Below are 21864 nucleotides of genomic sequence, written 5' to 3' on the forward strand. Positions count from 1 at the left end.
TCGCCCGGCGGCGGCGCGTGCGCCGCCGCTTTTTCATTCAGATCAGAGGACGGTCGAAGATGCCGCGCCCCTTGCATCCGGTCTCGCCGGGCATTCGAACCGTGCTCGGCATTTCGTTCTTCGTGCTGTTCGTGGCGTTCTGGGCGTGGATCACGCTTGGCGGCCACGTCAATCGCATTTTCCTTGCCGATCCGCTGTCGATGGTGAGAGACGGTTGGCGGCTGCTGGTCGAGGACCGCTTCTGGCTCGACATCCTTATCACCATCTGGCGCGTCTTCGGCGGGTTCCTGATGGCGGCCATCGTTGCCGTGCCGCTCGGCATCGTGATGGGTGCCTGGAAGCCCGTGGAGGCGTTCCTGGAGCCGTTCGTCTCCTTCGCCCGCTATCTGCCGGCATCGGCCTTCATCCCGCTGCTCATCCTGTGGGCGGGCGTTGGCGAGCTCGAAAAACTGCTGGTGATCTTCGTCGGCTCGGTGTTCCAGATCATCCTGATCATCGCGGTCAAGGTCGGCGGCACACGGCGCGACCTGGTCGAGGCGGCCTACACGCTTGGCTCGTCCGACAACGGCATCGTGCGGCGCGTGATCATTCCGGCCAATGCGCCGGAGATTGCCGAGACCCTGCGGCTGGTGCTCGGCTGGGCCTGGACCTATGTCATCGTCGCCGAGCTGATCGGCTCGTCGTCGGGCATCGGCTACATGATCATCAACAGCCAGTCGCGGCTGGCGACAGGGCAGATCATCTTCGGCATCATCGTCATCGGCCTGATCGGGCTGTTGTCCGATTTCGCCTTCAAGGCGCTTAACCGTTGGCTGTTTCCATGGAGCCTGGCGTGAGCAAGCTGCTCATCGAAGGCGTCTCGCGCACCTTCGCCGGTGTCGGCGGTGGGCAGCCGGTCAAGGCGCTGATGCCGATCGATCTGGCGGTCGCCGCCAACGACTTCATCACCATCCTGGGGCCATCCGGCTGTGGAAAGTCGACGCTGCTCAGGATCGTCGCCGGCCTCGAAGCGCCGAGTGGGGGACGTGTTCTGCTCGACGGCAGGGTGGTGGACCGGCCCGGTCCAGACCGCGGCATGGTTTTCCAGTCCTATACGCTGTTTCCGTGGCTGACGGTCGCCGAGAACATCGCCTTCGGCCTGCGCGAACGTGGAATGGCCGAGCACGAGCGCAGCGAAATCGTCGCTTCTTACGTCGATCTCGTCGGGCTGAGAGGTTTTGAAAACCATTGGCCGAAGCAGCTTTCCGGCGGCATGCAGCAGCGCACCGCGATTGCCCGGGCACTGGCCAACGATCCGGAGATTCTGCTGCTCGACGAGCCGTTCGGCGCACTCGACAACCAGACCCGCGGGCTGATGCAGGAACTGCTTCTCGGCATCTGGGAGCGCCGGCAAAAAACGGTGCTGTTCGTCACCCACGACATCGAGGAGGCGATCTTCATGGCGTCGCGCGTGGTCGTGATGACGGCACGGCCGGGCCGCATCAAATCGGACGTTGCCGTCGACCTGCCGCATCCGCGCCACTACACGCTGAAGACCAGCCCGGAGTTTTCGGCACTGAAGGCGCGGCTGACAGAAGATATCCGCGTCGAGGCGATGCGCACGGCGCAGATATAGTCGGGTCAGCAAGGCGCCTGAACGGCTCAGAGACTTCGTAAGTCCTTGATAAGCACGTAAAGATGCAGCGGGTCCGTCGGCGATTGCGCGAATCCGTAGCGCTCGTAAAACGTGCGGGCGCCGTCGTTCTTGGCGTGGACGACGACCGCGCGGATACCTGCAATATCGGCCGCCTGCAAACTGCGCAGGACGGCATCGCGCAACAGTCCGCCGCCGACGCCTTTGCCTTGCCAGTCCAGACTGACCGCAAGACGCGCCAGCAGCATTACAGGCACCGGATGGCGTGCGAGACCTTTCGTCAATCGCTCGGGCGCACCCTCATATTTAACTTCACCAACGACCAGGGTATAAAAGCCGATCACATCTTCGCCAGAGAGACCAATGTAGGTCTGCGAAGCATTGGCTTGCTGGTTTTGGAATGCATAGCGTACGAGAAAGCGATTGAGCGGTTCTTCACCGCAGTCGAACATGTCCACCAAATGCTTGCGGGCCAGTTTCTCGATCTGGAATTCGCTCACGCTGGATCGCGACCGGAAAAGATGCTTGGTTCGTTCAATAGGCGCTTGAGGCGGGGGAGATCACGCGTTGGCGCGTCGAGCGCTGCCATGAACGCGACCCATTTTTCGGCGTCGAGATGGAAGCTGCGCCGGTCGGCTAATGTTTCTTCGGCTCGTGCAAGCGCGCTTTCAAGCACGAAATCGCTGAGCGAACGGCGTTCAGTCGCGGCGGCGGTTGCGAGTGTACGCTTTGCCTGGGGGGTAAGGCGCAAGTCCAGTTTTTCCGATCTGGTGGTTCTGGTCGTCATTGGTACCTCTCGATTGAGGGATACCACATTTCGCCAGACAATGTCATGACAATTTCGGCCGCGCCCGCGAAACGTGCTGGATCAAGCCGCCAGAAGCTGCTTGCGGTCGACGCGTTCCTGTTGCGGCGAGCGGGCGTACAACTCGCGATAGCATTTGGAGAAATGCGAGGCGGAAACAAAGCCGCAGGCGACCGCCACTTCGACCACCGGCAACGACGACTGGATCAGCAGGTGCCGGGCGCGGTCGAGGCGGATCTCCAGATAGTAACGGGCAGGGGAGCGCCCCATCTCGGTGCGGAACAGGCGCTCAATCTGCCGGCGCGACAGGTCGACATGGTCGGCGACCTCGATCAGCGAGAGCGGCTCGGAGAGATTGGCTTCCATCAGCTCGATAATGGTCAGAACCTTGGAATTCTGCACGCCAAGGCGGGCGCGCAGCGGCAGGCGCTGGCGGTCGGTCGGGCTGCGCACGCGATCGGTCAGCACCTGCTCGCAGACGCGGTTGACGAGGCTTTCGTCGAAATCGTCGCCGATCAGCTTCAGCATCATGTCGAGCGCGGCGGTGCCGCCGGCGCAGGTGTAGATGTTCTGGTCGATCTCGAAGAGGTCGGCGAAGACATTGGCCTTGGGGAACGCCTCGGAAAAGCCTGGCAGGTTCTCCCAATGGATGGCGCAGCGCTTGTTGGACAGCAGGCCTGCGGCGGCCAGGATATGCGCGCCGGTGCACAGGCCGCCGACGGCAACGCCGCGATTGTACTCCTCGCGCAACCAGGCAAAGGCCGATTTGTTCTGGTAGCGCTCGACATTGATGCCGCTGCAGACGATGGCCATGTTCGGCCGGTCCGGTCCGGACATTTTCTTGCGCTCTTCCTCCAGCGAGGTGTTGACGGCGCATTCGACGCCGTTCGAGGCGCGCACCGGCTTGCCGTCGATGCTGGCGAGCCGCCAGCGATAGGCTTCATAGCCGAGCATGCGGTTGGCCGAACGCAATGGATCGAGCGCCGTCGCGAAGGCGATCATGGTGAAATCGGGGACCAGGAAGAATACGAACGATCGCCGGATCGGGTGCTTTACGACGTTCACGGGTAGATCCTCACGCTGCAATGGCGCGAACAGGATGTCGCGATTAGCATAGCGACATCAGGAAAGACGTTTCCTGTCAATTGGCTAGATGGCAACGGAGCGACTTTATTTGCGACACGGGTCGCAAATGGGCAATCGCTATGCGGCGAAGGACGCGACATGCCGCCGGATCGACCAAACGAGCCTACGCAGTCTGCGCACACGAAAACGCCGCCTCGGCAAAACCGAAGCGGCGCTGGATCGACTTCGAAGCAGCGCTAGGCTGCTTCCGCCGGGATTGCCGCGTCTCAGGCGACGAAGCCGAGGCGCGCGGCAGCCATGGCACCGGTCTGGCCAGGCATGGTGTTGGCCAGGCGCTGGCGCTCGAGCGCGGTCGTCAGGTTCATTTCGCGACGGGCAAAGAGGCGGGCAAAAAGCTTCATGATCATCTCCATTCGGTTGCTCAGACGGGTCGCCTTCGCTTGATGGAGTGGGGCAGCTCGTTTGTTGATGATGATATAGGCTTACGTGAGGGGAAACTAAATCGCAAAAGCGAAGCACTTGATATGAAAAGCGACACGGAATGCGACAAATTTGGGCATTCTGCCCCGGATTTTCGATTATTTACAATGTGTTGATTGCCAGTGCGGGCTGCTATGCGACTTGCTCATATGCGGCATGCGACGGCGACATGGCTCGGGAAAATCATTGGAGTACAAACAAAAAGGCCTGCCGGGCTGATCTGCGCGGCAGGCCTTCAGCTGTTGATACACACGGTTTACTTTGCTCCAGCCCAGGATCCCACACCATGGCGAGTGCCGGCCTTGGCATCGGCAGCTTCAGGCCAGCCGATATCCTTCTGCAGTTCAATCGGCAGCGCGCGGATGGCGCGTTCCGTCTGGTAGCGGGCACGGGCCTCGCTGAACTCGGTCGCGATCCGACCGATGGATAACAGGATAGACATCTCATTCTCCTTCGCGTTGGGCCGGGTTGTCCCGGCGCTTGCAGCGTCAGGCGGTACACCGGGTTTGTTTCAGCTTCATTTCGTGTCGATTGCAGGTCCGTGTCATGGTTGTTTCGGGACCACTTCGATGCGTCCTGCCTTCGATGGAGTTGACTATCCTCCCAAACTGATGTTCAATCAAACGAAATGGAATGATGGTTTGCATCAGAAAAATTGAAGGTCGCTTGCCATGAACGCCCCACTCAATCATCCGCTGCCGCTGCTCGATCTGGATGTTCTGCGCACTTTCGTCGCGATCGCCGAGACCGGCAGCTTCACCACTGCGGCCAATGCGGTCTTCCGCACGCCGTCGGCCGTCTCCATGCAGATCAAGAAGCTGGAGGACATTCTCGGCCGCTCGGTGTTCGCGCGCGACGCCCGTTCGGTGACGCTGACCACCGATGGCGAGATGCTGCTCGGCTATGCGCGCCGGCTGCTGTCGATCAATCGCGAGGTGGTGTCGAAGTTCATCATTCCAGACATTGTCGGGGTGGTGCGGCTCGGCTCGCCGGACGATTACGGCGAACGTGTGCTGCCGCATGTGCTGAAGCGGTTCGCACAGTCGCATCCATCGATCGCGGTCGACGTCACCATCGACCAGAGCGTCAATCTGCGCCGGCGCATGGACGACCGGGCGCTCGACATCACGCTGCTCACCAACTCCTACAAGACCAGCGCGATCGGCGCCGAAGTGCTGCTCACAGAGCCGATCGTCTGGGCCGGTGCCAAGGGCGGTTGCGCGCATCTGCGCGAGCCGCTGCCGGTCTCATTGTGGGAAGAGGGCTGTGCCTGGCGGGCAGGGGCATTGGAGGCGCTTGGCCGCGAGGGCCGCAATTACCGTATCGCCTATATGAGCGCGCACACGGCCGGCCAGCGCGCCGCGATCATGGCGGATCTTGCGGTGGCGCCGCTGCCGAAATCCTTCCTCGGCAGCGACATGGTCGAGCTGTGCCCGAAGGACGGCATGCCTGACATCGGCACCTACAACCTCGCCATGGTGGTGACGCCGGACGCCAGCGCGCCGGTGAAGGCAGTCGCCGACCATATCCGCGCGACGTTTGAGATGTTCAGGGAAACTGGGAAGTTCTGACCCAAACTACGACCTGAGCGGCGCAACCAGATCGCGAGGGGTTCCGTCGCGGCCTGTCCTCTGCAGCGACAACTCTCCTGCCTTGGCATGGTAACTGTCAGTTTCGTTGGTCAAGAAGGCCACTATACTGTCCCGCGCGCGTCGCGCCTCCGGCATGTCGATCAACGGCCAGACATGGAACATGCCTTGCTCGTGGACGATCTCAATTTCGACGCCGGCCGCGCGCGCCTTTTCCGCGAAGATCAGATTGTCGGGGGTGAGCAGATCGCGTGAACCGGTCAGCAGCAGCGTTTTGGGCAGCACCGACAGGTCGCCGTAAACCGGGCTGATCCGCCAGTCGGTGGGATCTATGCCGGCGCTGTAAAGTCGGATCGCCTCGCGGCCGCCGGCAATGCCCAGCCACGGATCGTTGCGTTCGGCCTCATACATTTCTGGGTTGGCGAGCGACACGTCGAGACCGGGCGAAATCAGCACGTGGCGTGATGGCAAGGGCAGGCCATTTTGCGCAGCCATCATCGTCAGCACGACGGCCATGTTTCCGCCGGCGGAATCGCCCATGAAGATGATGTCATTCGCGCTGGTTTCGCCGAACATCAGGCGGTAGACAGCGCCGACCATACCAAACATGGCGTGGAAATCGTGTTCGGGAGCAATGGGATAGATCGGCACAGTGATACCGAACCCGAGACGGTCGGCCATGTCGGCGATCAGCCGCCAATGATAGGGGGTGATTTCGAAGACGTAAGCGCCGCCGTGCAGGTAGAGAATCCGCTTCCGCTCGCCAGCCTTGGGCGCGATCTCGTAGACGGGAAAGCCGTTGATCGTGCGGGTTGTGATCTCCAGGCGTGACCGCAGCGACGCAGGCGGCTGATGGTTTTCCGTCTTGCGCGCATAGGCGATCCAGCGCTGCAGGTTCTCGGGGCTGGAAAACGCCTTCTTGCGGCTGTACCTGAGGACGAACGACACGACATGGCTTTTGAGACTGGGCATGCAGATACACGGACTTCGGCTGAGCCGACTAAGAGAACCCCCCGACTATTTCGAAGATTGTGTCGCCACCAAAAAAGTCAAGATTGATGCAATCTCAACACGGTCGTTTGATCCCAGCTGTCGACAAAGCGTCCGGCCATGAAGTCTCTGGCCTACCGGCGCAGCTCAACGCCGCGGCAGCAACGCGGCGCGCAGCCAATTGCTGGGTGCAGCCGGAGCCGCATTGCGGCTCCGGCGAATACCGAGCAGCTTGCATTGTCGATGAATTTCATCCGCGCTGCATGCCCCATCCGACCGAAAGCTGCCTTTCGCTCGAACGCGGCGACACCGGCCAGCCAATGTCCTTTTGGATCTCAGGCGGCAAGCTGTTGAGGATGCGCAGCGACTTGCGCGCTTCGCGTGTTTTCTTGAAGGCCGCACCATAGCGGCCGAAGCTTTCGAACATCGACATCTTGATCTCCTTGGAGCGTTGCGGTGGCCGAAAACTGTTTCCGCCTGCCGTTCGATGCCGGTTAAATGCTCCGCCTATGTATCTGGCGGATTTCACGAAAACGCGATTTCGTTTCCAGATCGGCGCGATCTGGAAACATTTGCATACAAATGAAAAATGGAAGGTCTGACGGCCTATCGGAGGCGAGTCATCCCCGCCCGCGCCGCGCGGCGTGGCCTTCGCGCGAACGCCGCCGCGGAGCGGCGTCGCCGGCAATGCCGTCTTCGCTCACCGTCTTGCGCGGCGGCAGTTTCACCGCCGCCGAGAGCTTGGGGAACGGGTCGATCTTATTCGGCAGCGCCATGGCATAGACGAAGTGCTCCTGGAATTTCGGCTCCAGCGCCGTCTCGATCTTCTCGATCTTGCTGACGGTTTCCTCGATCTCGCGGCGATAGCCACGGTTCAACAGCGCCATGCGGGCGCCGGCGCCGGCCGCATTGCCAACGGCTGAGACCTTGTCGAGGTCGCAATCCGGAATCAGGCCCAGCACCATTGCGTATTTCGGGTCGATGAACGAGCCGAATGCGCCGGCGAAGTGGATGCGGTCGACATGATCGGTGTGCTGCTTTTCCATCAAAAGCTTGGTGCCGGCATAAAGGGCGGCCTTGGCAAGCTGGATAGCGCGCACATCAGTCTGGGTGATGGTGATCTTGGGCTCGCCTTCCTTCAGCACATACGAGAAGGTGCGGCCATTGGCGACGACGCGAGGCGAGTGGCCGCTCAGCGATCCATCGACGACGCCGTCCTCGGAGATGATGCCGGCGAGATACATCTCGGCGACCACCTCGATGATGCCGGAGCCGCAAATACCGGTGACGCCGGTCGCCTGCACGCTGTCGAGGAAGCCCGGCTCGTCGGACCAGAGTTCCGAGCCGATGACGCGGTATTTCGGTTCCAGCGTTTCAGGATCGATGCGGACGCGCTCGATGGCACCCGGTGCGGCGCGCTGGCCACCGGAGATTTCCGCACCTTCGAAGGCCGGGCCAGTTGGCGATGAGGCCGCCACGACCCGGTGGCGATTGCCGAGCACGATCTCGGCATTGGTGCCGACATCGACGATCAGCATCATCTCGTCCTGGCGGTGCGGCCCTTCCGACAGCGTCACTGCGGCAGCGTCCGCGCCGACATGGCCGGCAATGCAAGGAAGCATATAGAGCCTGGCGCCCTGGTTGAGCTTCAAACCGATATCCGATGCCTTGATGTGCACGGCGCCGGAGACGGCTAGCGCGAAGGGGGCGCCGCCGAGCTCGGTCGGATCGATGCCGAGGAACAGATGGTGCATGATCGGATTGCCGACGAACACGGAATCCAGGATGTCGTTGCGTTGGACGTTGCCTTCGGTGCAGACTTTGTCCACAAGCCCCGAAATGGCCTCGCGCACGGCGACCGTCATACCTTCACGGCCGTCCGGGTTCATCATCACGTACGAGACACGGCTCATCAGATCCTCGCCGAAGCGGATCTGCGGATTGGATGTGCCCGACGAGGCGGCGACGCGGCCCGACAGCAACGACACCAGATGCATGGCGATCGTGGTCGAGCCGATATCGCAGGCAAGTCCGTACGCCTCGTTCTTGAGGCCGGGCCACAAAGCGATGACCCGTGCGGTCTCGCTGTCGGTGTCCTTGTGGATGGCGGCGGTCGCGGTCCAGTTGCCTTTGCGCAAAATACCTTGCACCTGCGGCAACAGATGGAAGTCGAAATCGAGGCTCTTGAGGCCCCAGTCCTTCATCAGCGCGATCTTCAGACGGTCGAGGTCGCCGAGCGGCTTGTGCATGTCGGGTTCTTCGATCTCGACATAGCACATGCGGATTGCCGCATCGCGGGCGATGACCCTGGTGTCGGCGTCCTTGCGGATGGTCTGCGCGTTGATGACGGTGTCCTGCGGCACGTCGACGACAAGATCGCCGAGAATCTGCGCCGAGCAGGACAGCCGGCGGCGCTCGGGCAGGCCGCGTACGCGCTCGTAGCGCTCTTCCTTGGCGCCCTTGGGCGAGAGGTGATCGTTGGAGGAAACGATCTTGTGCTTGGCGAAATTGCCTTCCTGCACCTCGATCTGGCAACGCCCGCAAGTGGCACGCCCGCCGCACACGCTCTCGACATAGACACCGAGCTGGCGCGCGGCATCCAGAACCGGCGTGCCGACCGGAAACCGCCCGCGCTTGCCCGACGGCATGAACAGCACGAGCGGATCGGTGATGTTGACGGGAGAGTTCATACGTTCCAGACTTTACTTTCTACGCAGCTCGGGTCTTGGCCACGGCAGCGATGCCGCTGTGTCTCGGTTCCTCCCCAGTCCTAGGCCCCATATCGTGTCGGCCAAGACCTGGCTCAACCCCGCGCCATACGCGCTTCGCGGCCGCCGCGCCTGCGTCCGCCATTGCCATTGCCATCGCCCGGCGCGTTGACCTGCGTCCGGGCGGCAACGGCCTGGCCGCCTTCAGCAGGCTTGTAGTCCTTGTAGGTCCTGATCCAGTTGGTGCAGTTCTCGTCGGTGCCGTTCAGCACGTTGGCGCCGCGCACCGCTTCCATTTCCTGCGGCCGCACCGGGTTCATGATCGCCGAGGTCATGCCGGCGCCGATCACCATCGGGATGAAGGCGGCGTTGATGCCATGACGGTGCGGCAGGCCGAACGAGATGTTGGAGAGGCCGCAGGTGGTGTTGACCTTGAGCTCCTCGCGCAGCCGGCGTAGCAGGGCAAATACCTGGCGGCCGGCATCGCCCAGCGCGCCGATCGGCATGACCAGCGGGTCGACGACCACATCATGCGCCGGAATGCCGAAGTCGGCACAGCGCTGAACGATCTTCTTGGCGACGGCGAAGCGCACATCGGGGTCCATCGAAATACCGGTCTCGTCGTTGGAAATGGCGACGACGGGAACGTTGTATTTCTTGATCAACGGCAGGATGGCTTCGAGCTTTTCCTCCTCGCCGGTGACGGAATTGACCAGCGGCCGGCCCTTGGCGACCTTCAGCGCCGCTTCGATTGCCGCAGTCACGGAGGAGTCGATCGACAACGGCAGGTCGACCAGGCCTTGCACGATCTCCAGCGTCTGCACCAGCAGCGCCGGCTCGGTGGCGTTGGGATCGACTGCAGTGACGCCGGCATTGACGTCGAGCATGGTCGCCCCACAGGCGGCCTGCTCCAGCGCATCCTTGATGACGGTCTCAAAATTGCCGGCGATCATTTCGGCGGCCAGTTTCTTACGGCCGGTCGGGTTGATGCGCTCGCCGATCACGCAGAAGGGCTGATCGAAGCCGATGATGATTTCTCGTGTCGCCGAGGCGACGATGGTCCGGGTCATGAAATCTCTCCATCGTGATATAAAGAGTTCTTTATATCGTTATCTGTTTCTGATCAAGCGAATGCTGACGATTCGCGCTGTCAATGCGCGGTCTTGACCATGTCGACCTGGGTTTCAGTGAGGTCGTCATGCAGTATGTGGTCGAGCCGGTCGGCAACGAGCTGGTCGTCGCGGCGGATTTCGCGTTTCCACGGCCGGCGACCCTTCAGCACGCCGGATTCGTCGACGATCTCGGCGACGTATTCTTCCTGGCGGTAGGCCATCACATGGACGCCGGATACACCGGGAATTTCCTTCACCTCATTGATGATGTCGATGCAGAGCTGCTTGCCTTCCTTCTTCTGATCCTGGGCGCCTTCCAGGCGCTTGACGATCTGATCGGGAATGTGAATGCCCGGTACGTTGGAGCGGATCCATTTGGCCGTCTTGGCCGAGGCCAGCGGCCCGACGCCGCACAGGATGAAACATTTCTCGGTATAGCCGAGATCGCGGACCTTCTGCATGTAGGTGCGGAACATCGGTACGTCGAAGCAGTACTGGCTCTGCACGAACTGTGCCCCGGCGGCGATCTTCTTGCCCAGCCGATAGGGCCGGAAATCGATCGGCGGCGCGAACGGGTTGATGGCCGCGCCAAGGAAAAGCTGCGGCGGCGTCGTGAGTTTTCGGCCGGACAGGAATTTGCCGTTATCGCGCATAACGCGGCAGGTTTCGAGCAGCGACATGCAGTCGAGATCGAACACCGGCTTGGCGCCGGGCTGGTCGCCGGCCTGCACGCCGTCGCCGGTCAGGCACAGCATGTTGGCGACGCCCATCGCAGCACCCCCAAGCACGTCGCCCTGGATGGCGATGCGGTTCCGGTCGCGGCAGGCGATCTGCATGATCGGGGCATAGCCCATGCGGGTCAGCAGCGCGCAGATGCCGACCGACGACATGTGGCAGTTGGCGCCGGAAGCGTCGACGGCATTGATGGCGTCGACCCAACCGTCGAAAATCCTGGCGCGGTTGTAGACGTCTTCCGGATCGGCGCTGTCAGGCGGATTGAGCTCGGTCGTCACTGCGAACTCGCCGCGCCTGAGGACGCGTTCCAGCCGGCCACGCGAGGTGTGGCCGGGCAGGGGATCGAGCGGCAAATGGATGCCGGCCGGATTCTCGTCTGGCTGACGGCCGATCATGCCGACGCTCCGGTCTTCGTAGTATTCCGGGCCGCATTGCGGGCGGCCGCGGCCTGCGCGGTGACCCGCAGCCACGCGGAGGTTTCGCGCAAGGACTGATCCACCGGCTTCTGCACTTCCAAAATCTTGTCGCCATGCACCATGTTCCGCGAACCTTCCCAGGCTTTGACCCAGACGCAAGGCATGTCAGGCTCGACCTCGCAATTGCCGTTGGCGCGGACACCGCCGCAAGGGCCGTTGCGCAATTGCTTGGGGCAGTTCATTGGGCACGACATGCCGGTCGAGGAAAGGATGCACTGGCCGCACATGCGGCAGTCGAACATGAAACCCTTGACGCGCTTTTCGACGAATTTCACAGGCCCTTCGACACGGCTGTAGCCGATGCCCTTCCACAGCGGATGGAGGAGCAGGAACATGTCGGCGAATTTGCCATAGAACCATTCGAGCAGCCGCGAATGCCGCACAGACCAAAGGCGCACCGCGAAAGAGCGCTGCACACGCCGCTGTGGCGACACGTCGGCCGGCTTGTAGTCGGATTTCGGCGCCGCCTTCTTGACGATGGTCGCCTGGGTCACGCCGGCTTGAGCCGTCGTCGCCGGCATTGATTGGGGATCAGACATTTTCTTTGCCCCCCGCCTTGACCAGAGCGACCAGCCGCTCACGGTCGTATTTCGCATCAAGTTCCTGAAGAGCCTTCTCGGCCTCGGCTTCAAGATCGTCACTGACCGGGAGGGGTTCTGCCTTGCGCCATTCGGCAAGATAGTCGTCGGTGCCGCCAGCGCCGGTGCGCATGGCGCACATGTCGATCGCCTCGGTGAAGCGCAGCGGCAGTTCGCGCTTGGCGTTCTGCCGGCCCTTCTTGACGATGACCTGGGCGGGGATGTCGCGCCAGTAGACGACGATCAGATCGGCCATAATTTCCTGCTCCTGCAGAGCGCCGTGCGTCCAATCGGACGCACAAACGATGCTCTACCATTTAACTCCGCTGCATCGTGCTCTCCGAAGATCGATTCCGATCTTTTGGCCAATGCAGTGGTTTCGAGCATTGCCGGAAGCGCTGTTGGGCTGCTTGTTATGGGACGACGCGGGGGCCTTCAAAAGCGACGCAATCGACGGCCGCGGTTGAAAGCGGAGTTTCTTCCAGCACTGGTCAGCCGGCGCGGCCATCGTAGCTGCCGACCAGCTTCCTGTGGAAGCGCACGTAACCTCGTTCGGTCGTGCGTAAATGCTCCGCGACGATGTCATGGAAGCGCGGCAGGCGGTGGAAGGGAACGGCCGGATAGGAATGGTGCTCGGAATGGTACGGCATGTTCCAAGCCACGAAGCGCACCAGCCTTGTGGTGAAGGTGGTGCGGGTGTTCTCGAGCATGTTGGCGACATGCGGGCACAACGCGTGCTCGGCCAGCAGGTAGGCACGCAAAAACGGCTGTCCGACCAGCACCGGCAAGATCCAGACCCACAACAGCAGCGCCGACTGCGCGGCGAGCGATGCGGCCAGCAATGCCGCATGGCCGATCAGGAACAGCCGTGCTTCGGCAACCACCTTGCCGCGGCCCTTTTCCGGCACAAAGCCGTCGCGGTTGCGGCCCGCCGCATTGGTTGCGATCACACGGCCCATGGCGATCCAATAGGGGCCGCCTGACAGATAGCGCAGATATTGGCTGATGGTCTCCGGCTTCGGGGCCATCAGTTCGGGGTCGTTGTCCGGGTCGTGCGTATGGCGGTGATGGGCGAAATGGAAATAGCGGAACCATTCCGGCGGCAGCAGGATCAGGAAGCCGGCCACGGCGGCAACAGCGCGATTGAGCCACGCCGTCCTGAACGCCGTTTCATGGATGGTCTCGTGCAACAGCGTGAAGAAGAAGACGATCAGGATTCCCTGCGGCAAGACGAGCAGCGGCCAGAACGGGATGCGGGCGGCGATCAGCGCGCCTAGCAGGATAACCAGCCCGGCATGGACCGCCAGCCGGACAATGCCTGGCCGGTCAACCCTGGCGGTGAGGTCGCGACGGTCCTCGACCGAAAGGCCGGCAATGATGGTGCGGTGGTCGATGTCGCTCATGATGCAATGTTAGTGGCGGGTGGCTGTCCGGTAAATCGGCGCGTCACCAGACGCCGTTCCTTATCCCCGTCCAGAGATAAAACCATACCGTCGGATGATACCATTGTTTCGAAGGCAGGCCGGGATCCACCGTGCCGACCTTGCCGGCCAGCGCATCCCTGACCGCTTCGACGCAGATGTCGCGCGAGAAGGCCGCCTGCCGCAACGCGTAGCTTGAAATTGTGTCGCCCGGCTGCGGTTTGCCACGCGTCTGCCGCAGCACGCCGCCAGTGTCGACGCCGGCGTCGACCAGATGTACGGTGGTGCCGAAGTTCTCCGCATCGCCTGAAGCCAGCGCCCAGTAGCCGCCGTTCATGCCGCGATATTTCGGGGCGATGCCGGCGTGGTAGTTGAGGACCGGGCAAGGGATTTTCGCCAGCGTCTGCCGCGACAGCAAGCGGCAGCCGGCGAGCAGCACCACACCCGGCTGGATTTCCGCGATCGCCTGCAGGCACTCCGGCGCGTTGGCCGACGAGACATAAATGATCTTTTGCCCAGGCTTCGGTTCGGTTTGCAGCTTCTGCCCGGCGGCAAGCCGTGCTGCGTGGCCGGCGAAGAAGCGCTTGCCGAGGCGCGTCAGCACCATCGTGCCGAGTTGACCGATGGCCGAGGTCCAGCCTTGCCGCCGCGCCCGCGCGAGAAGCAATTGCTTTTTGGATTCAGGAGCTTCGAGGATGACGCTGACCGGGCCGAGTTGATCGGCGACGGCGTTGACGATCGCCCAGATATGCGGGCCGCCTTCGGTGACGACGACGATCGGCCGTTGGTTTGTTTTCGACAGTGCCATGCTCTGCGACCCCCCCCCGCAAAGAACCTGTTCTTTGCGCGCGAATGCTAGGCTGACCGGGTTAACCCCTGGTGATCGGGGCTCAGCGCTTGAATTCGAGGATATCGAGCTTCGATTCGTAATAGGGCGCCGGGAACTCGATGCGCCATTCACTGGCGCTGTTGCGGAAGGCATAGCCGACCTGATCGCTTTCCGGGCCGCTGCCGTAGGGCTTTGCCGGATCGTCGTTGACGTGGAAGGAACCGAGATAGATCGCGCGTTTCTCGCCATCGTCGAAGAAGCGGCCCTTGGTGCGCTGCGAGCCGGTGATCTTTTCCAGTCTCCAGCCGGAGCCGTCGTCACTCACCTTGCATTTGAACCAGCCATAGATGACGAGCGGGCTCAATCCGCCGGCCTTGATGGTGCGGCATTGCCATTTGCCGGTCAGGTCCCTGTCAGAGAAGGGAACCAGCGGCTTTGCCAGCAAAGCGTCGAGCTGCTTGACCTCGGCGGGATCGCCGGCCTTCGCCTCGTCAAGCGCTGCCTTGCGCGTCTCGCCATATTTGTTGAGCCGCGCCTTGTCGGCAGCCGTTATCAGCTTCTGCACCTCGCCATCGGCCAACGCGGGCATGGTCAAGCAGAGGACAGTTGCTGCGGCAAACATGAGGCGAGCGATCATCGGTGGCGTTTCCCTTTTGTTGGCTGGAGCAGGCTGTTTTCTTGTCTGGCGCATACCTTAATGTTTCGCCGCGTTCTGTCATCCGTGCCTGAGCATCGACAGCAGAAACGAGGTGCAAAAGAATGTGGATCTTGCTGACGGGATCGTCCGGTTGGCTGGGCAGCGCCTTGGCGCCGCGCCTGCGGGCTCTTGGTCATGACGTCACCGGCCTCGATCCCGTCCCATCCTCGGAAACGCGAATCGTCGGCTCAGTCGCCGATCGCGACCTGGTCATGAGGGCGGTCGAGGAGAACCGCATCGAGGCCATCATCCATAGCGGCGCGCTGCACAAGCCTGACATCGAACGTCATCGCAACGAGGATTTCGTCGAGACGAATGTGCGCGGCACGCTCAACCTGCTCGATGCGGCAGCAGCTTTTGGCGTTCAGCGCTTCGTGTTTACGTCGACGACATCGCTGATGATTTCCGAGTCCATACGCACCGGCTTCACCGGCGGGGCGCGCAAGGCGGCATGGCTGACGGAAGACATGTCGCCTGAACCGCGCAACATCTATGGCGTCACCAAGCTTTCAGCCGAACAGCTCTGCCGGCTCTATCATTTGCAGTTCGGCCTGCCGGTGATCGTGTTGCGCACCGCCCGGTTTTTTCCCGAGGCGGACGACATGGCGCACGTGATCGAACAGTCGGATGCCAACACCAAGGCCAATGAGCTGTTGTTCCGCCGGCTGACGGTGGAGGACGCAGCCGACGCCCACATCGCTGCCCTGGAGAAAGCGCCGCAATTGGGCTTCGACACTTTCATCATCTCGGCACCGACGCCTTTCCAGCCCGAAGATTGCGCGGCCTTGATCGCCGACGCGCCGTCGGTCGTCGCGCGCTATTTTCCGGATTATCCGGCACTCTACACGAAGAAAGGCTGGACGATGTTTTCGTCGATCGACCGGGTCTACGATGCGTCGCGGGCGAGGAAGCGGCTGGGTTTCGTCTGCAAGACGAGCTTTGCCGATGTGCTTGCCGCCCTGGCGATCGAATAGAAGCGCGGCTATCATCGCAAAACGTTTGCGCGGGGAGGTGCATGTTGGGGGTGACGATCCATTTTGAGGGACAGCTGCGCGAAGACGAGCACTACGCTGTGCTATTGCGGGAAGTGGAGGCGTTTGCTGTCACTCGAGGCTGGCCGTTTCGGAAAATAGACGAAGCCGAAATGGTTCTCCATCGGGTCGTTGATGAACGCAGCGTGGACTATCTCGGCCCGGTTATAGGAATAGAGCTTCTGCCGCATCCCAAGTCGGAGCCCCTTCGGTTCGAGTTCGACAGGCACCTCTTCATGCAGCAATTTTGTAAGACCCAGTTTGCCGGGTCGGACGCGCATATCGAAATCATCGAGCTGCTCCGCAAAGTTGCTCCTCTTTTCGACAAGCTCGATGTCTTTGATGAAGGCGAGTACTGGGAACTGGGCGACTCCTCAATTCTGCAAGTCAACCTCGACACCGTCGAAGCCCTGATTGCAGAGGCGTTGCGCAAGGATCCAACTGCAAGGGGACCGATCCGGTTAGAAAACGGCCGCGTTGTCGATTTCGTGTCGGATCCGCAACCGGCGAGCAAATAATCCGAAGCGGGGCGTCTAACGGACGTCCTCCGGATGTGAGGCCACCCGCTTAAGTTCGCCCGTCAGGTCACCATAGCCGGTCGAGCGCCGCTCATAAGCGAGGCCGAGCATTTTCGCCGCCTTTTCGGCGACTTTGTCGAGTTCCGGGTCGTCGGTCTGGGCGATATAGATCAGCTTCTCGTAATTGCCGAAATAGTCCTTGATCAGCTCCGGGTGCTTGTCCAGACCGAGCGGCTTCATGAAGAAGGCATCGAATTGCCGGCAGAGGAAATCGGTCATGTAGAACGACATCATGTCGTCATCGGCGACCTTCGCATAGGCATCCATGCCCTGGTAGAAGGCAAAGCAATGCGGCCCGGCCATACGCTCGACGCCGTGCTTCTCGCAGATCCGGTCGAGCAGGCCACCCGTGCCGCAATCGGCATAGCCGACGAATATGTGTCTGTAGCCGTCGGTCTTGGCCTTCTCGATAGCCTTGTCCATGGCCGGCGCGATGCGGTCCGGATAGAAATGGAACTCCGCCGGCAAGCAGGTCAGGTCGAGATGGTCGAGCCCGAGCTGCTCCTTGACCGCCAAAACTTCGCGCGCAATCATCCCGCAGGCGATGACGAGCAGCCTGTCGCCTTGATCGGATTGTTGTTTTCGCGCGGTAGTCATGGAACCAGTCTAATCCATCTTCGTTGCTGTCCAGCGAATTTATATCCTGAGGGAGACACCATTCATGAAATTGTTCCGCGTCGCGCCAATCGCTATTCTCGCCTGCGCCTTGGCTGTTTCGGCCTGCGCCAACACGGTGCGCGGCGTCGGTAAGGATATCAAATCCACTGCGAAGGCTGTTGACGATACCGTCAAGAAACCCTGATCCGCACGGCTCTAAATATTTGGGAATAAAAAAGCCGCACTGCAAGGCGCGGCTTTTCTCGTCGGTGCCGGACTTATTGGCTCAGGCCGAAGCGCGGACGTTGTGCTTGCGCTTCATGAAGTCCTTGGCGGTCTCGACCGCCACCGCGGCGTCGCGGCAATAGGCGTCGGCGCCGACGGCTTTGCCGAATTCCTCGTTGAGCGGTGCGCCGCCGACCAGCACGACATAGTCATCGCGAATGCCCTTTTCCTTCATCGTATCGATGACGACTTTCATGTAAGGCATGGTCGTCGTCAGCAGCGCCGACATGCCGATGATGTCGGGCTGGTGCTTTTCGATGGCATCGAGATATTTTTCGACCGCATTGTTGATGCCGAGGTCAATGACATCGAAGCCGGCGCCTTCCATCATCATGCCGACCAGATTCTTGCCGATGTCATGGATGTCGCCCTTGACGGTGCCGATCACCATCTTACCCTGCTTCGGCGCGCCGGTGGCGACAAGCAGCGGACGCAGGATGAACATGCCGGCCTTCATCGCGTTGGCCGACAGCAGCACTTCGGGAACGAACAGGATGCCGTCGCGGAAGTCCTCGCCGACGATGCGCATGCCCTCGACCAGAGCCTCGGTTAACACCTTGTAAGGCGCCCAGCCGCGCTCGAGAAGGATATTGGTGCCTTCCTCGATTTCTTCCTTCAACCCGTCATAAAGATCGTCGTGCATCTGCTGCACCAACTCGTCGTCGGAGAGTTCCGAAAGGATGATCTCGTCGTCGGCCATTTTTTCTCAGGCTCCTTGCCGGCTACAACTGTTGCGGCAGCTTAAAAATATCGCGTCAATACCTAACCCGCACGGGCCGGTTGTCCATAGCTGATTTGCGACTTCCCGCAAAACGAAAGCGACCGTAAATCTCTTGGAATTCTTGTCGATTTTGCGACAGGCGTTGGCGCTGGCGGGCCGTTTCGAATAGGGTGCATGGCTACGATCCGGCCAGAGACCGCAATATGCGGCCGCAAACGGATTTCAGGCCGGTGCAAGAGCCCGGCCGGAGTAAATCAGGCCAGAACGAAAGCCAGGGAAGAACGATTATGAGTGAGAACGCGCCGGTCGATCAGGAAGCGTCAAACGCACGGCGCGGGCGCGCTGCCAGCGGTGGCGCCGCAGCCCGACGGGCTGCACGTTCGGGCGGCGGCCCCGGCACACAGCTCACCTATATCAAGCGCAAGATCAACGTCTATGAAGTGCTGGACGAGGAAGGGCTGGCGCTGATCGAAAAGAACACCGACACGGTGCTGGAGGAGATCGGCATCATCTTCCGCGACGACGCCGAGGCGCTGCAGCTTTGGAAAGAGGCGGGCGCCGACGTCAAGGGCGAGCGGGTGCATTTCCCCAAGGGCCTCTGCCGCTCGCTGTTGAAGACCGCTCCGTCCGTCTATACCCAGCACGCCCGCAACGGCGAGCGCTCGGTGCAGATCGGCGGCAACGCGACAGTGTTCGCGCCGGTCTATGGACCGCCCTTCGTGCGCGATCTCGACGGCGTCAGGCGCTATGCGACGATCGAGGATTTCCGGAATTTCGTGAAACTCGCCTATATGGCGCCGTCGATCCATCATTCGGGCGGCACGGTTTGCGAGCCGGTCGACGTGCCGGTCAACAAACGGCATCTCGACATGGTCTACAGCCATATCAAATATTCGGACAAGCCGTTCATGGGCTCGGTGACCGCGCCCGAGCGCGCTGAAGATACGGTGGCGATGGCCAAGATCGTGTTTGGTGACGATTTCGTCGAGAACAACACGGTGCTGACCAGCCTGATCAATGCCAACTCGCCGATGGTCTTCGACGAGACCATGCTGGGAGCGCTGAAGGTCTATTCGCGCCACAATCAGGCCTGCATCGTCACGCCGTTCATCCTTGCCGGTGCGATGAGCCCGGTGACGGTCGCCGGCACGCTGACCCAGGTTTTGGCCGAGGTTCTGGCCGGGGCGTCGTTCACACAGCTGATCCGGCCGGGTGCGCCGGTGCTGTTCGGCACCTTCGCCTCGTCGATCTCAATGCAGTCTGGCGCGCCGACCTTCGGCACGCCGGAGCCGTCGCTTGTCTCGTATGGCGCCGCACAGCTTGCCCGTCGGCTCGGCCTGCCGTTTCGCACCGGCGGTTCGCTCTGTGCTTCAAAAATCCCCGATGCGCAGGCCGCCTACGAGAGCGCCAACACGCTCAACTCGACGATCCTCGCCGGCACCAACTTCGTGCTGCATTCGGCCGGCTGGCTCGAGGGCGGTCTCGCCTCCTGCTACGAAAAATTCATGATGGACATCGACCAGCTCGGCATGACGCAGAAGTTCTCCGAGGGTGTCGACCTGTCGGAAAACGGCCAGGCGATGGATGCCATCCGCCAGGTCGGCCCAGGCAGCCACTATCTCGGCTGCGATCACACCCAGGCCAATTTCCAGACCGCGTTCTACCGCTCCAACATCGCCGATAACAATTCCTACGAGCAGTGGCTGGCCGAAGGCGAAAAAACCGCGCCGCAGCGCGCCAACGAGCTCGCGCGCCGCTGGCTCGAAAGCTACGAGGCGCCGTATCTCGATCCGGGCATCGACGATGGGCTGAAGGACTTCATCGCCAGGAAGAAGTCGTCGATGGCCGACGCCTTCACCTGAAAGGAGCCCGAATCAGGCGGGGCTAAAGTCGCCAACATCATCCACAAGGAAGTCTGGCGGAGTGCCTTCTCCGACCCGGACAAGAAGGGGTGATCCCGAGCGCGGCATGACTGAAACCATCGCGGCAGCGCTTTCCGCCTCCGGCCTCATGCTTCGCGGCGGCTTCAATTTTGCAGGTGGTGAAGAAACACCCTCCGGTCTCTCCGGCGTCGCCGCCAAATCCGTGCTGCTGGTGGGGCAGGCGGGTGCCGCACCTTGGCCGCACTTCCTGCGCTGGTTGGAGAAACAGTCACAGCCGATCGACGATCCGCTCGACAGATGGTCGCGCGAAGTGATCGGCGCGGTGGCCGGAAAATTCGGGGCGCGCGCCGTGTCACCGTCCGACAGGCCTTATCTGCCGTTCCAGCAATGGGCGATGCGTGCGGAGGGGCTGAAGCCGTCGCCGCTCGGCATTCTCATGCATCCGAAATACGGGCTCTGGCATGCCTATCGCGGCGCGCTGCTGTTCGAAAATGAGATTGCGCTCCAAGAACCCCACGACGTGATTCACCTTTGCGATACATGTTTGGAAAAACCTTGCCTGAAATCCTGTCCGGTCGAGGCTTATTCTGCGAATGGTTTTGCACATGAAACCTGTCTGGCCCATGTGCGCGGGCAAAACGGCGCGCCCTGCCGGACCGGCGGCTGCCTCGAACGCAACGCCTGTCCTTACGCTACCGATTATCGCTATCCGGCCGAGGTTCAGGCCTTTCACATGGCAGCATTCGCGCGTCTGTAGCGTCGCCGAATGCCGCACGAAATCTTGAAGCAGATCGCCTCATTACAGCTTGCCGCGACGGTCACCGCGGGTATCTATCGCACGTCAGATCAACGGAGCGGATGATGGCCACGCAAGCGATGCAGATCAAGACAAGCGACGGCATTGCCAAGGCCCGGCTGTACCGTTCGGCGGCCCCAGCCAAGGCAGCGATCATCCTCTACATGGACGTTTTCGGTCCGCGACCGGCGCTTGATCAGATGGCGGAGCGGCTTACGGGCGAGGGCTATGCGGTGCTTGTGCCGGACCTTTTTTACCGCAATGCGCCCTACGGTCCGTTCGATCCCAAGACTGCGTTCGGCGACGAGAGGAGCAAGGCCGCCATCACAGGTCTCCTGGGCGGCACGACCCAGGAGATGACGATCCGCGACAGCGGCGCTTTCCTCGATGTGCTCGCTGCCCAGGGCCTAACCGGGCCGGTCGGCATTGTCGGCTATTGCATGGGCGGAGCGCGGGCGCTGAACGCGGCGGCCAGCTAATCCCGATCGCATCGCCGCCGCGGCCACTTTTCACGGCGGCAATCTGGCTGGTGACGCAGCCGACAGTCCGCATCGGAAGGCCGCCTCGGTCAAGGCAAGGGTCTATATCGGCACTGCCGGTGTGGACCGCAGCTTTCCGCCGGAGCAATCGGCGCGGCTGGCCGAAACACTGCGCGCCGCCGAGGTCGATCATGTCATAGAGAACTATGCCGGCATGGCGCATGGCTGGTGCATGCCGGACCATAGTGCCTTCGATGCAGCCGGCGCCGAACGCCACTGGAAGCGGCTGACGACGCTGTTTGCGGAGACGCTCGGCCAAGGCACGCCAACCATTACGACGTGACCGCCCGCCAAA

The 21864-nt window shown here is 61.7% G+C and carries 25 protein-coding genes and 1 pseudogene; 9 read left to right on the forward strand and 17 right to left on the reverse strand.

Annotation, left to right across the window (positions count from 1 at the left end):
• Positions 1-59 precede the first annotated feature (59 nt).
• Together NKI47_RS03910 and NKI47_RS03915 are read left to right on the forward strand one after the other, a co-directional pair.
• The gene (locus tag NKI47_RS03910) at positions 60-836 is read left to right on the forward strand and encodes an ABC transporter permease (protein WP_352587642.1); all 777 of its coding nucleotides are present in this window, start codon (positions 60-62) and stop codon (positions 834-836) included.
• Complete coding sequence (locus NKI47_RS03915; protein ID WP_352452112.1) at positions 833-1615, forward strand: ABC transporter ATP-binding protein; 783 nt, start codon at positions 833-835, stop codon at positions 1613-1615. Before NKI47_RS03910 ends, NKI47_RS03915 begins: the two co-directional genes overlap by 4 nt.
• Before the next feature lie 26 nt (positions 1616-1641).
• On the opposite strand, the gene NKI47_RS03920 is transcribed toward NKI47_RS03915, so the two are convergent.
• From NKI47_RS03920 to NKI47_RS03940, 5 genes are all read right to left on the reverse strand, one after another.
• Positions 1642-2133 carry a GNAT family N-acetyltransferase gene (locus tag NKI47_RS03920; protein ID WP_352568952.1) on the reverse strand — a complete coding sequence of 164 codons (492 nt, stop codon included), beginning with the start codon at positions 2131-2133 and terminating at the stop codon, positions 1642-1644.
• Entirely contained in the window at positions 2130-2420 is a 291-nt protein-coding gene (locus NKI47_RS03925; protein WP_352477597.1) for a type II toxin-antitoxin system TacA family antitoxin, read from the reverse strand. The genes NKI47_RS03920 and NKI47_RS03925 overlap by 4 nt, the downstream gene beginning before the upstream one ends.
• A gap of 81 nt (positions 2421-2501) precedes the next feature.
• Complete coding sequence (locus tag NKI47_RS03930) at positions 2502-3440, reverse strand: GlxA family transcriptional regulator (RefSeq protein WP_348625928.1); 939 nt, start codon at positions 3438-3440, stop codon at positions 2502-2504.
• Between the two features lie 350 nt (positions 3441-3790).
• Positions 3791-3925 carry a hypothetical protein gene (locus tag NKI47_RS03935; protein ID WP_013894968.1) on the reverse strand — a complete coding sequence of 45 codons (135 nt, stop codon included), beginning with the start codon at positions 3923-3925 and terminating at the stop codon, positions 3791-3793.
• A 335-nt stretch (positions 3926-4260) separates the two neighbouring features.
• Complete coding sequence (locus NKI47_RS03940; RefSeq protein WP_023676522.1) at positions 4261-4446, reverse strand: hypothetical protein; 186 nt, start codon at positions 4444-4446, stop codon at positions 4261-4263.
• A 229-nt stretch (positions 4447-4675) separates the two neighbouring features.
• Here NKI47_RS03940 and NKI47_RS03945 point away from each other — a divergent pair, with 229 nt between their 5' ends.
• Entirely contained in the window at positions 4676-5575 is a 900-nt protein-coding gene (locus NKI47_RS03945; RefSeq protein ID WP_023676521.1) for a LysR substrate-binding domain-containing protein, read from the forward strand.
• Positions 5576-5581: 6 nt separating this feature from the next.
• Here NKI47_RS03945 and NKI47_RS03950 read toward each other — a convergent pair whose 3' ends face one another.
• The 10 genes from NKI47_RS03950 to NKI47_RS03995 form a co-directional block, all read right to left on the reverse strand.
• The gene (locus NKI47_RS03950; protein ID WP_352587646.1) at positions 5582-6565 is read right to left on the reverse strand and encodes an alpha/beta hydrolase; all 984 of its coding nucleotides are present in this window, start codon (positions 6563-6565) and stop codon (positions 5582-5584) included.
• A 268-nt stretch (positions 6566-6833) separates the two neighbouring features.
• Positions 6834-7016, reverse strand: coding sequence for a hypothetical protein (locus NKI47_RS03955; RefSeq protein ID WP_352587649.1), 183 nt, complete (start codon positions 7014-7016; stop codon positions 6834-6836).
• A gap of 187 nt (positions 7017-7203) precedes the next feature.
• Positions 7204-9273 (reverse strand): ASKHA domain-containing protein, encoded by a 2070-nt coding sequence (locus tag NKI47_RS03960; RefSeq protein ID WP_352452107.1) that lies wholly within the window; start codon positions 9271-9273, stop codon positions 7204-7206.
• Positions 9274-9386: 113 nt separating this feature from the next.
• Complete coding sequence (locus NKI47_RS03965; RefSeq protein WP_023676516.1) at positions 9387-10361, reverse strand: methyltetrahydrofolate cobalamin methyltransferase; 975 nt, start codon at positions 10359-10361, stop codon at positions 9387-9389.
• An 80-nt stretch (positions 10362-10441) separates the two neighbouring features.
• Entirely contained in the window at positions 10442-11533 is a 1092-nt protein-coding gene (locus tag NKI47_RS03970) for a methylenetetrahydrofolate reductase (protein ID WP_023676515.1), read from the reverse strand.
• The gene (locus NKI47_RS03975) at positions 11530-12153 is read right to left on the reverse strand and encodes a methylenetetrahydrofolate reductase C-terminal domain-containing protein (RefSeq protein WP_352454616.1); all 624 of its coding nucleotides are present in this window, start codon (positions 12151-12153) and stop codon (positions 11530-11532) included. Before NKI47_RS03975 ends, NKI47_RS03970 begins: the two co-directional genes overlap by 4 nt.
• Positions 12146-12448, reverse strand: a complete 303-nt coding sequence (locus NKI47_RS03980; RefSeq protein ID WP_352452105.1) for a virulence factor — start codon at positions 12446-12448, stop codon at positions 12146-12148. The genes NKI47_RS03975 and NKI47_RS03980 overlap by 8 nt, the downstream gene beginning before the upstream one ends.
• A 235-nt stretch (positions 12449-12683) precedes the next feature.
• Positions 12684-13595, reverse strand: coding sequence for a fatty acid desaturase (locus NKI47_RS03985; protein ID WP_352587653.1), 912 nt, complete (start codon positions 13593-13595; stop codon positions 12684-12686).
• Positions 13596-13638: 43 nt separating this feature from the next.
• Positions 13639-14421: a formyl transferase gene (locus NKI47_RS03990; protein WP_352587656.1), complete on the reverse strand. Its 783-nt coding sequence runs from the start codon at positions 14419-14421 to the stop codon at positions 13639-13641.
• A gap of 82 nt (positions 14422-14503) precedes the next feature.
• The gene (locus NKI47_RS03995) at positions 14504-15079 is read right to left on the reverse strand and encodes a DUF4893 domain-containing protein (RefSeq protein ID WP_023676510.1); all 576 of its coding nucleotides are present in this window, start codon (positions 15077-15079) and stop codon (positions 14504-14506) included.
• A gap of 122 nt (positions 15080-15201) precedes the next feature.
• On the opposite strand from NKI47_RS03995, the gene NKI47_RS04000 reads away from it, so the two are divergent.
• Positions 15202-16113: an NAD-dependent epimerase/dehydratase family protein gene (locus NKI47_RS04000; RefSeq protein WP_352587659.1), complete on the forward strand. Its 912-nt coding sequence runs from the start codon at positions 15202-15204 to the stop codon at positions 16111-16113.
• 41 nt (positions 16114-16154) lie between these two features.
• Positions 16155-16688, forward strand: coding sequence for a hypothetical protein (locus NKI47_RS04005; RefSeq protein WP_023676509.1), 534 nt, complete (start codon positions 16155-16157; stop codon positions 16686-16688).
• Between the two features lie 15 nt (positions 16689-16703).
• Here NKI47_RS04005 and NKI47_RS04010 read toward each other — a convergent pair whose 3' ends face one another.
• Positions 16704-17345: a DUF1638 domain-containing protein gene (locus NKI47_RS04010; protein ID WP_023676508.1), complete on the reverse strand. Its 642-nt coding sequence runs from the start codon at positions 17343-17345 to the stop codon at positions 16704-16706.
• A gap of 64 nt (positions 17346-17409) precedes the next feature.
• On the opposite strand from NKI47_RS04010, the gene NKI47_RS04015 reads away from it, so the two are divergent.
• Complete coding sequence (locus NKI47_RS04015; protein WP_023676507.1) at positions 17410-17550, forward strand: entericidin A/B family lipoprotein; 141 nt, start codon at positions 17410-17412, stop codon at positions 17548-17550.
• 81 nt (positions 17551-17631) lie between these two features.
• Here NKI47_RS04015 and NKI47_RS04020 read toward each other — a convergent pair whose 3' ends face one another.
• Positions 17632-18330, reverse strand: a complete 699-nt coding sequence (locus NKI47_RS04020; RefSeq protein ID WP_023676506.1) for a cobalamin B12-binding domain-containing protein — start codon at positions 18328-18330, stop codon at positions 17632-17634.
• Positions 18331-18638: 308 nt separating this feature from the next.
• Here NKI47_RS04020 and NKI47_RS04025 point away from each other — a divergent pair, with 308 nt between their 5' ends.
• From NKI47_RS04025 to NKI47_RS04035, 3 genes and pseudogenes are all read left to right on the forward strand, one after another.
• A complete protein-coding gene (locus NKI47_RS04025; RefSeq protein ID WP_352587662.1) occupies positions 18639-20213 on the forward strand; it encodes a trimethylamine methyltransferase family protein in 1575 nt (524 codons plus the stop codon).
• Positions 20214-20361: 148 nt separating this feature from the next.
• The gene (locus NKI47_RS04030; RefSeq protein ID WP_352587665.1) at positions 20362-20991 is read left to right on the forward strand and encodes a hypothetical protein; all 630 of its coding nucleotides are present in this window, start codon (positions 20362-20364) and stop codon (positions 20989-20991) included.
• Between the two features lie 104 nt (positions 20992-21095).
• A pseudogene (locus NKI47_RS04035) lies at positions 21096-21852 on the forward strand (dienelactone hydrolase family protein).
• The last annotated feature ends 12 nt before the right edge of the window (positions 21853-21864 follow it).

It is taken from the genome of Mesorhizobium sp. M0633 (genome assembly GCF_040320645.1).
Lineage (GTDB): Bacteria > Pseudomonadota > Alphaproteobacteria > Rhizobiales > Rhizobiaceae > Mesorhizobium.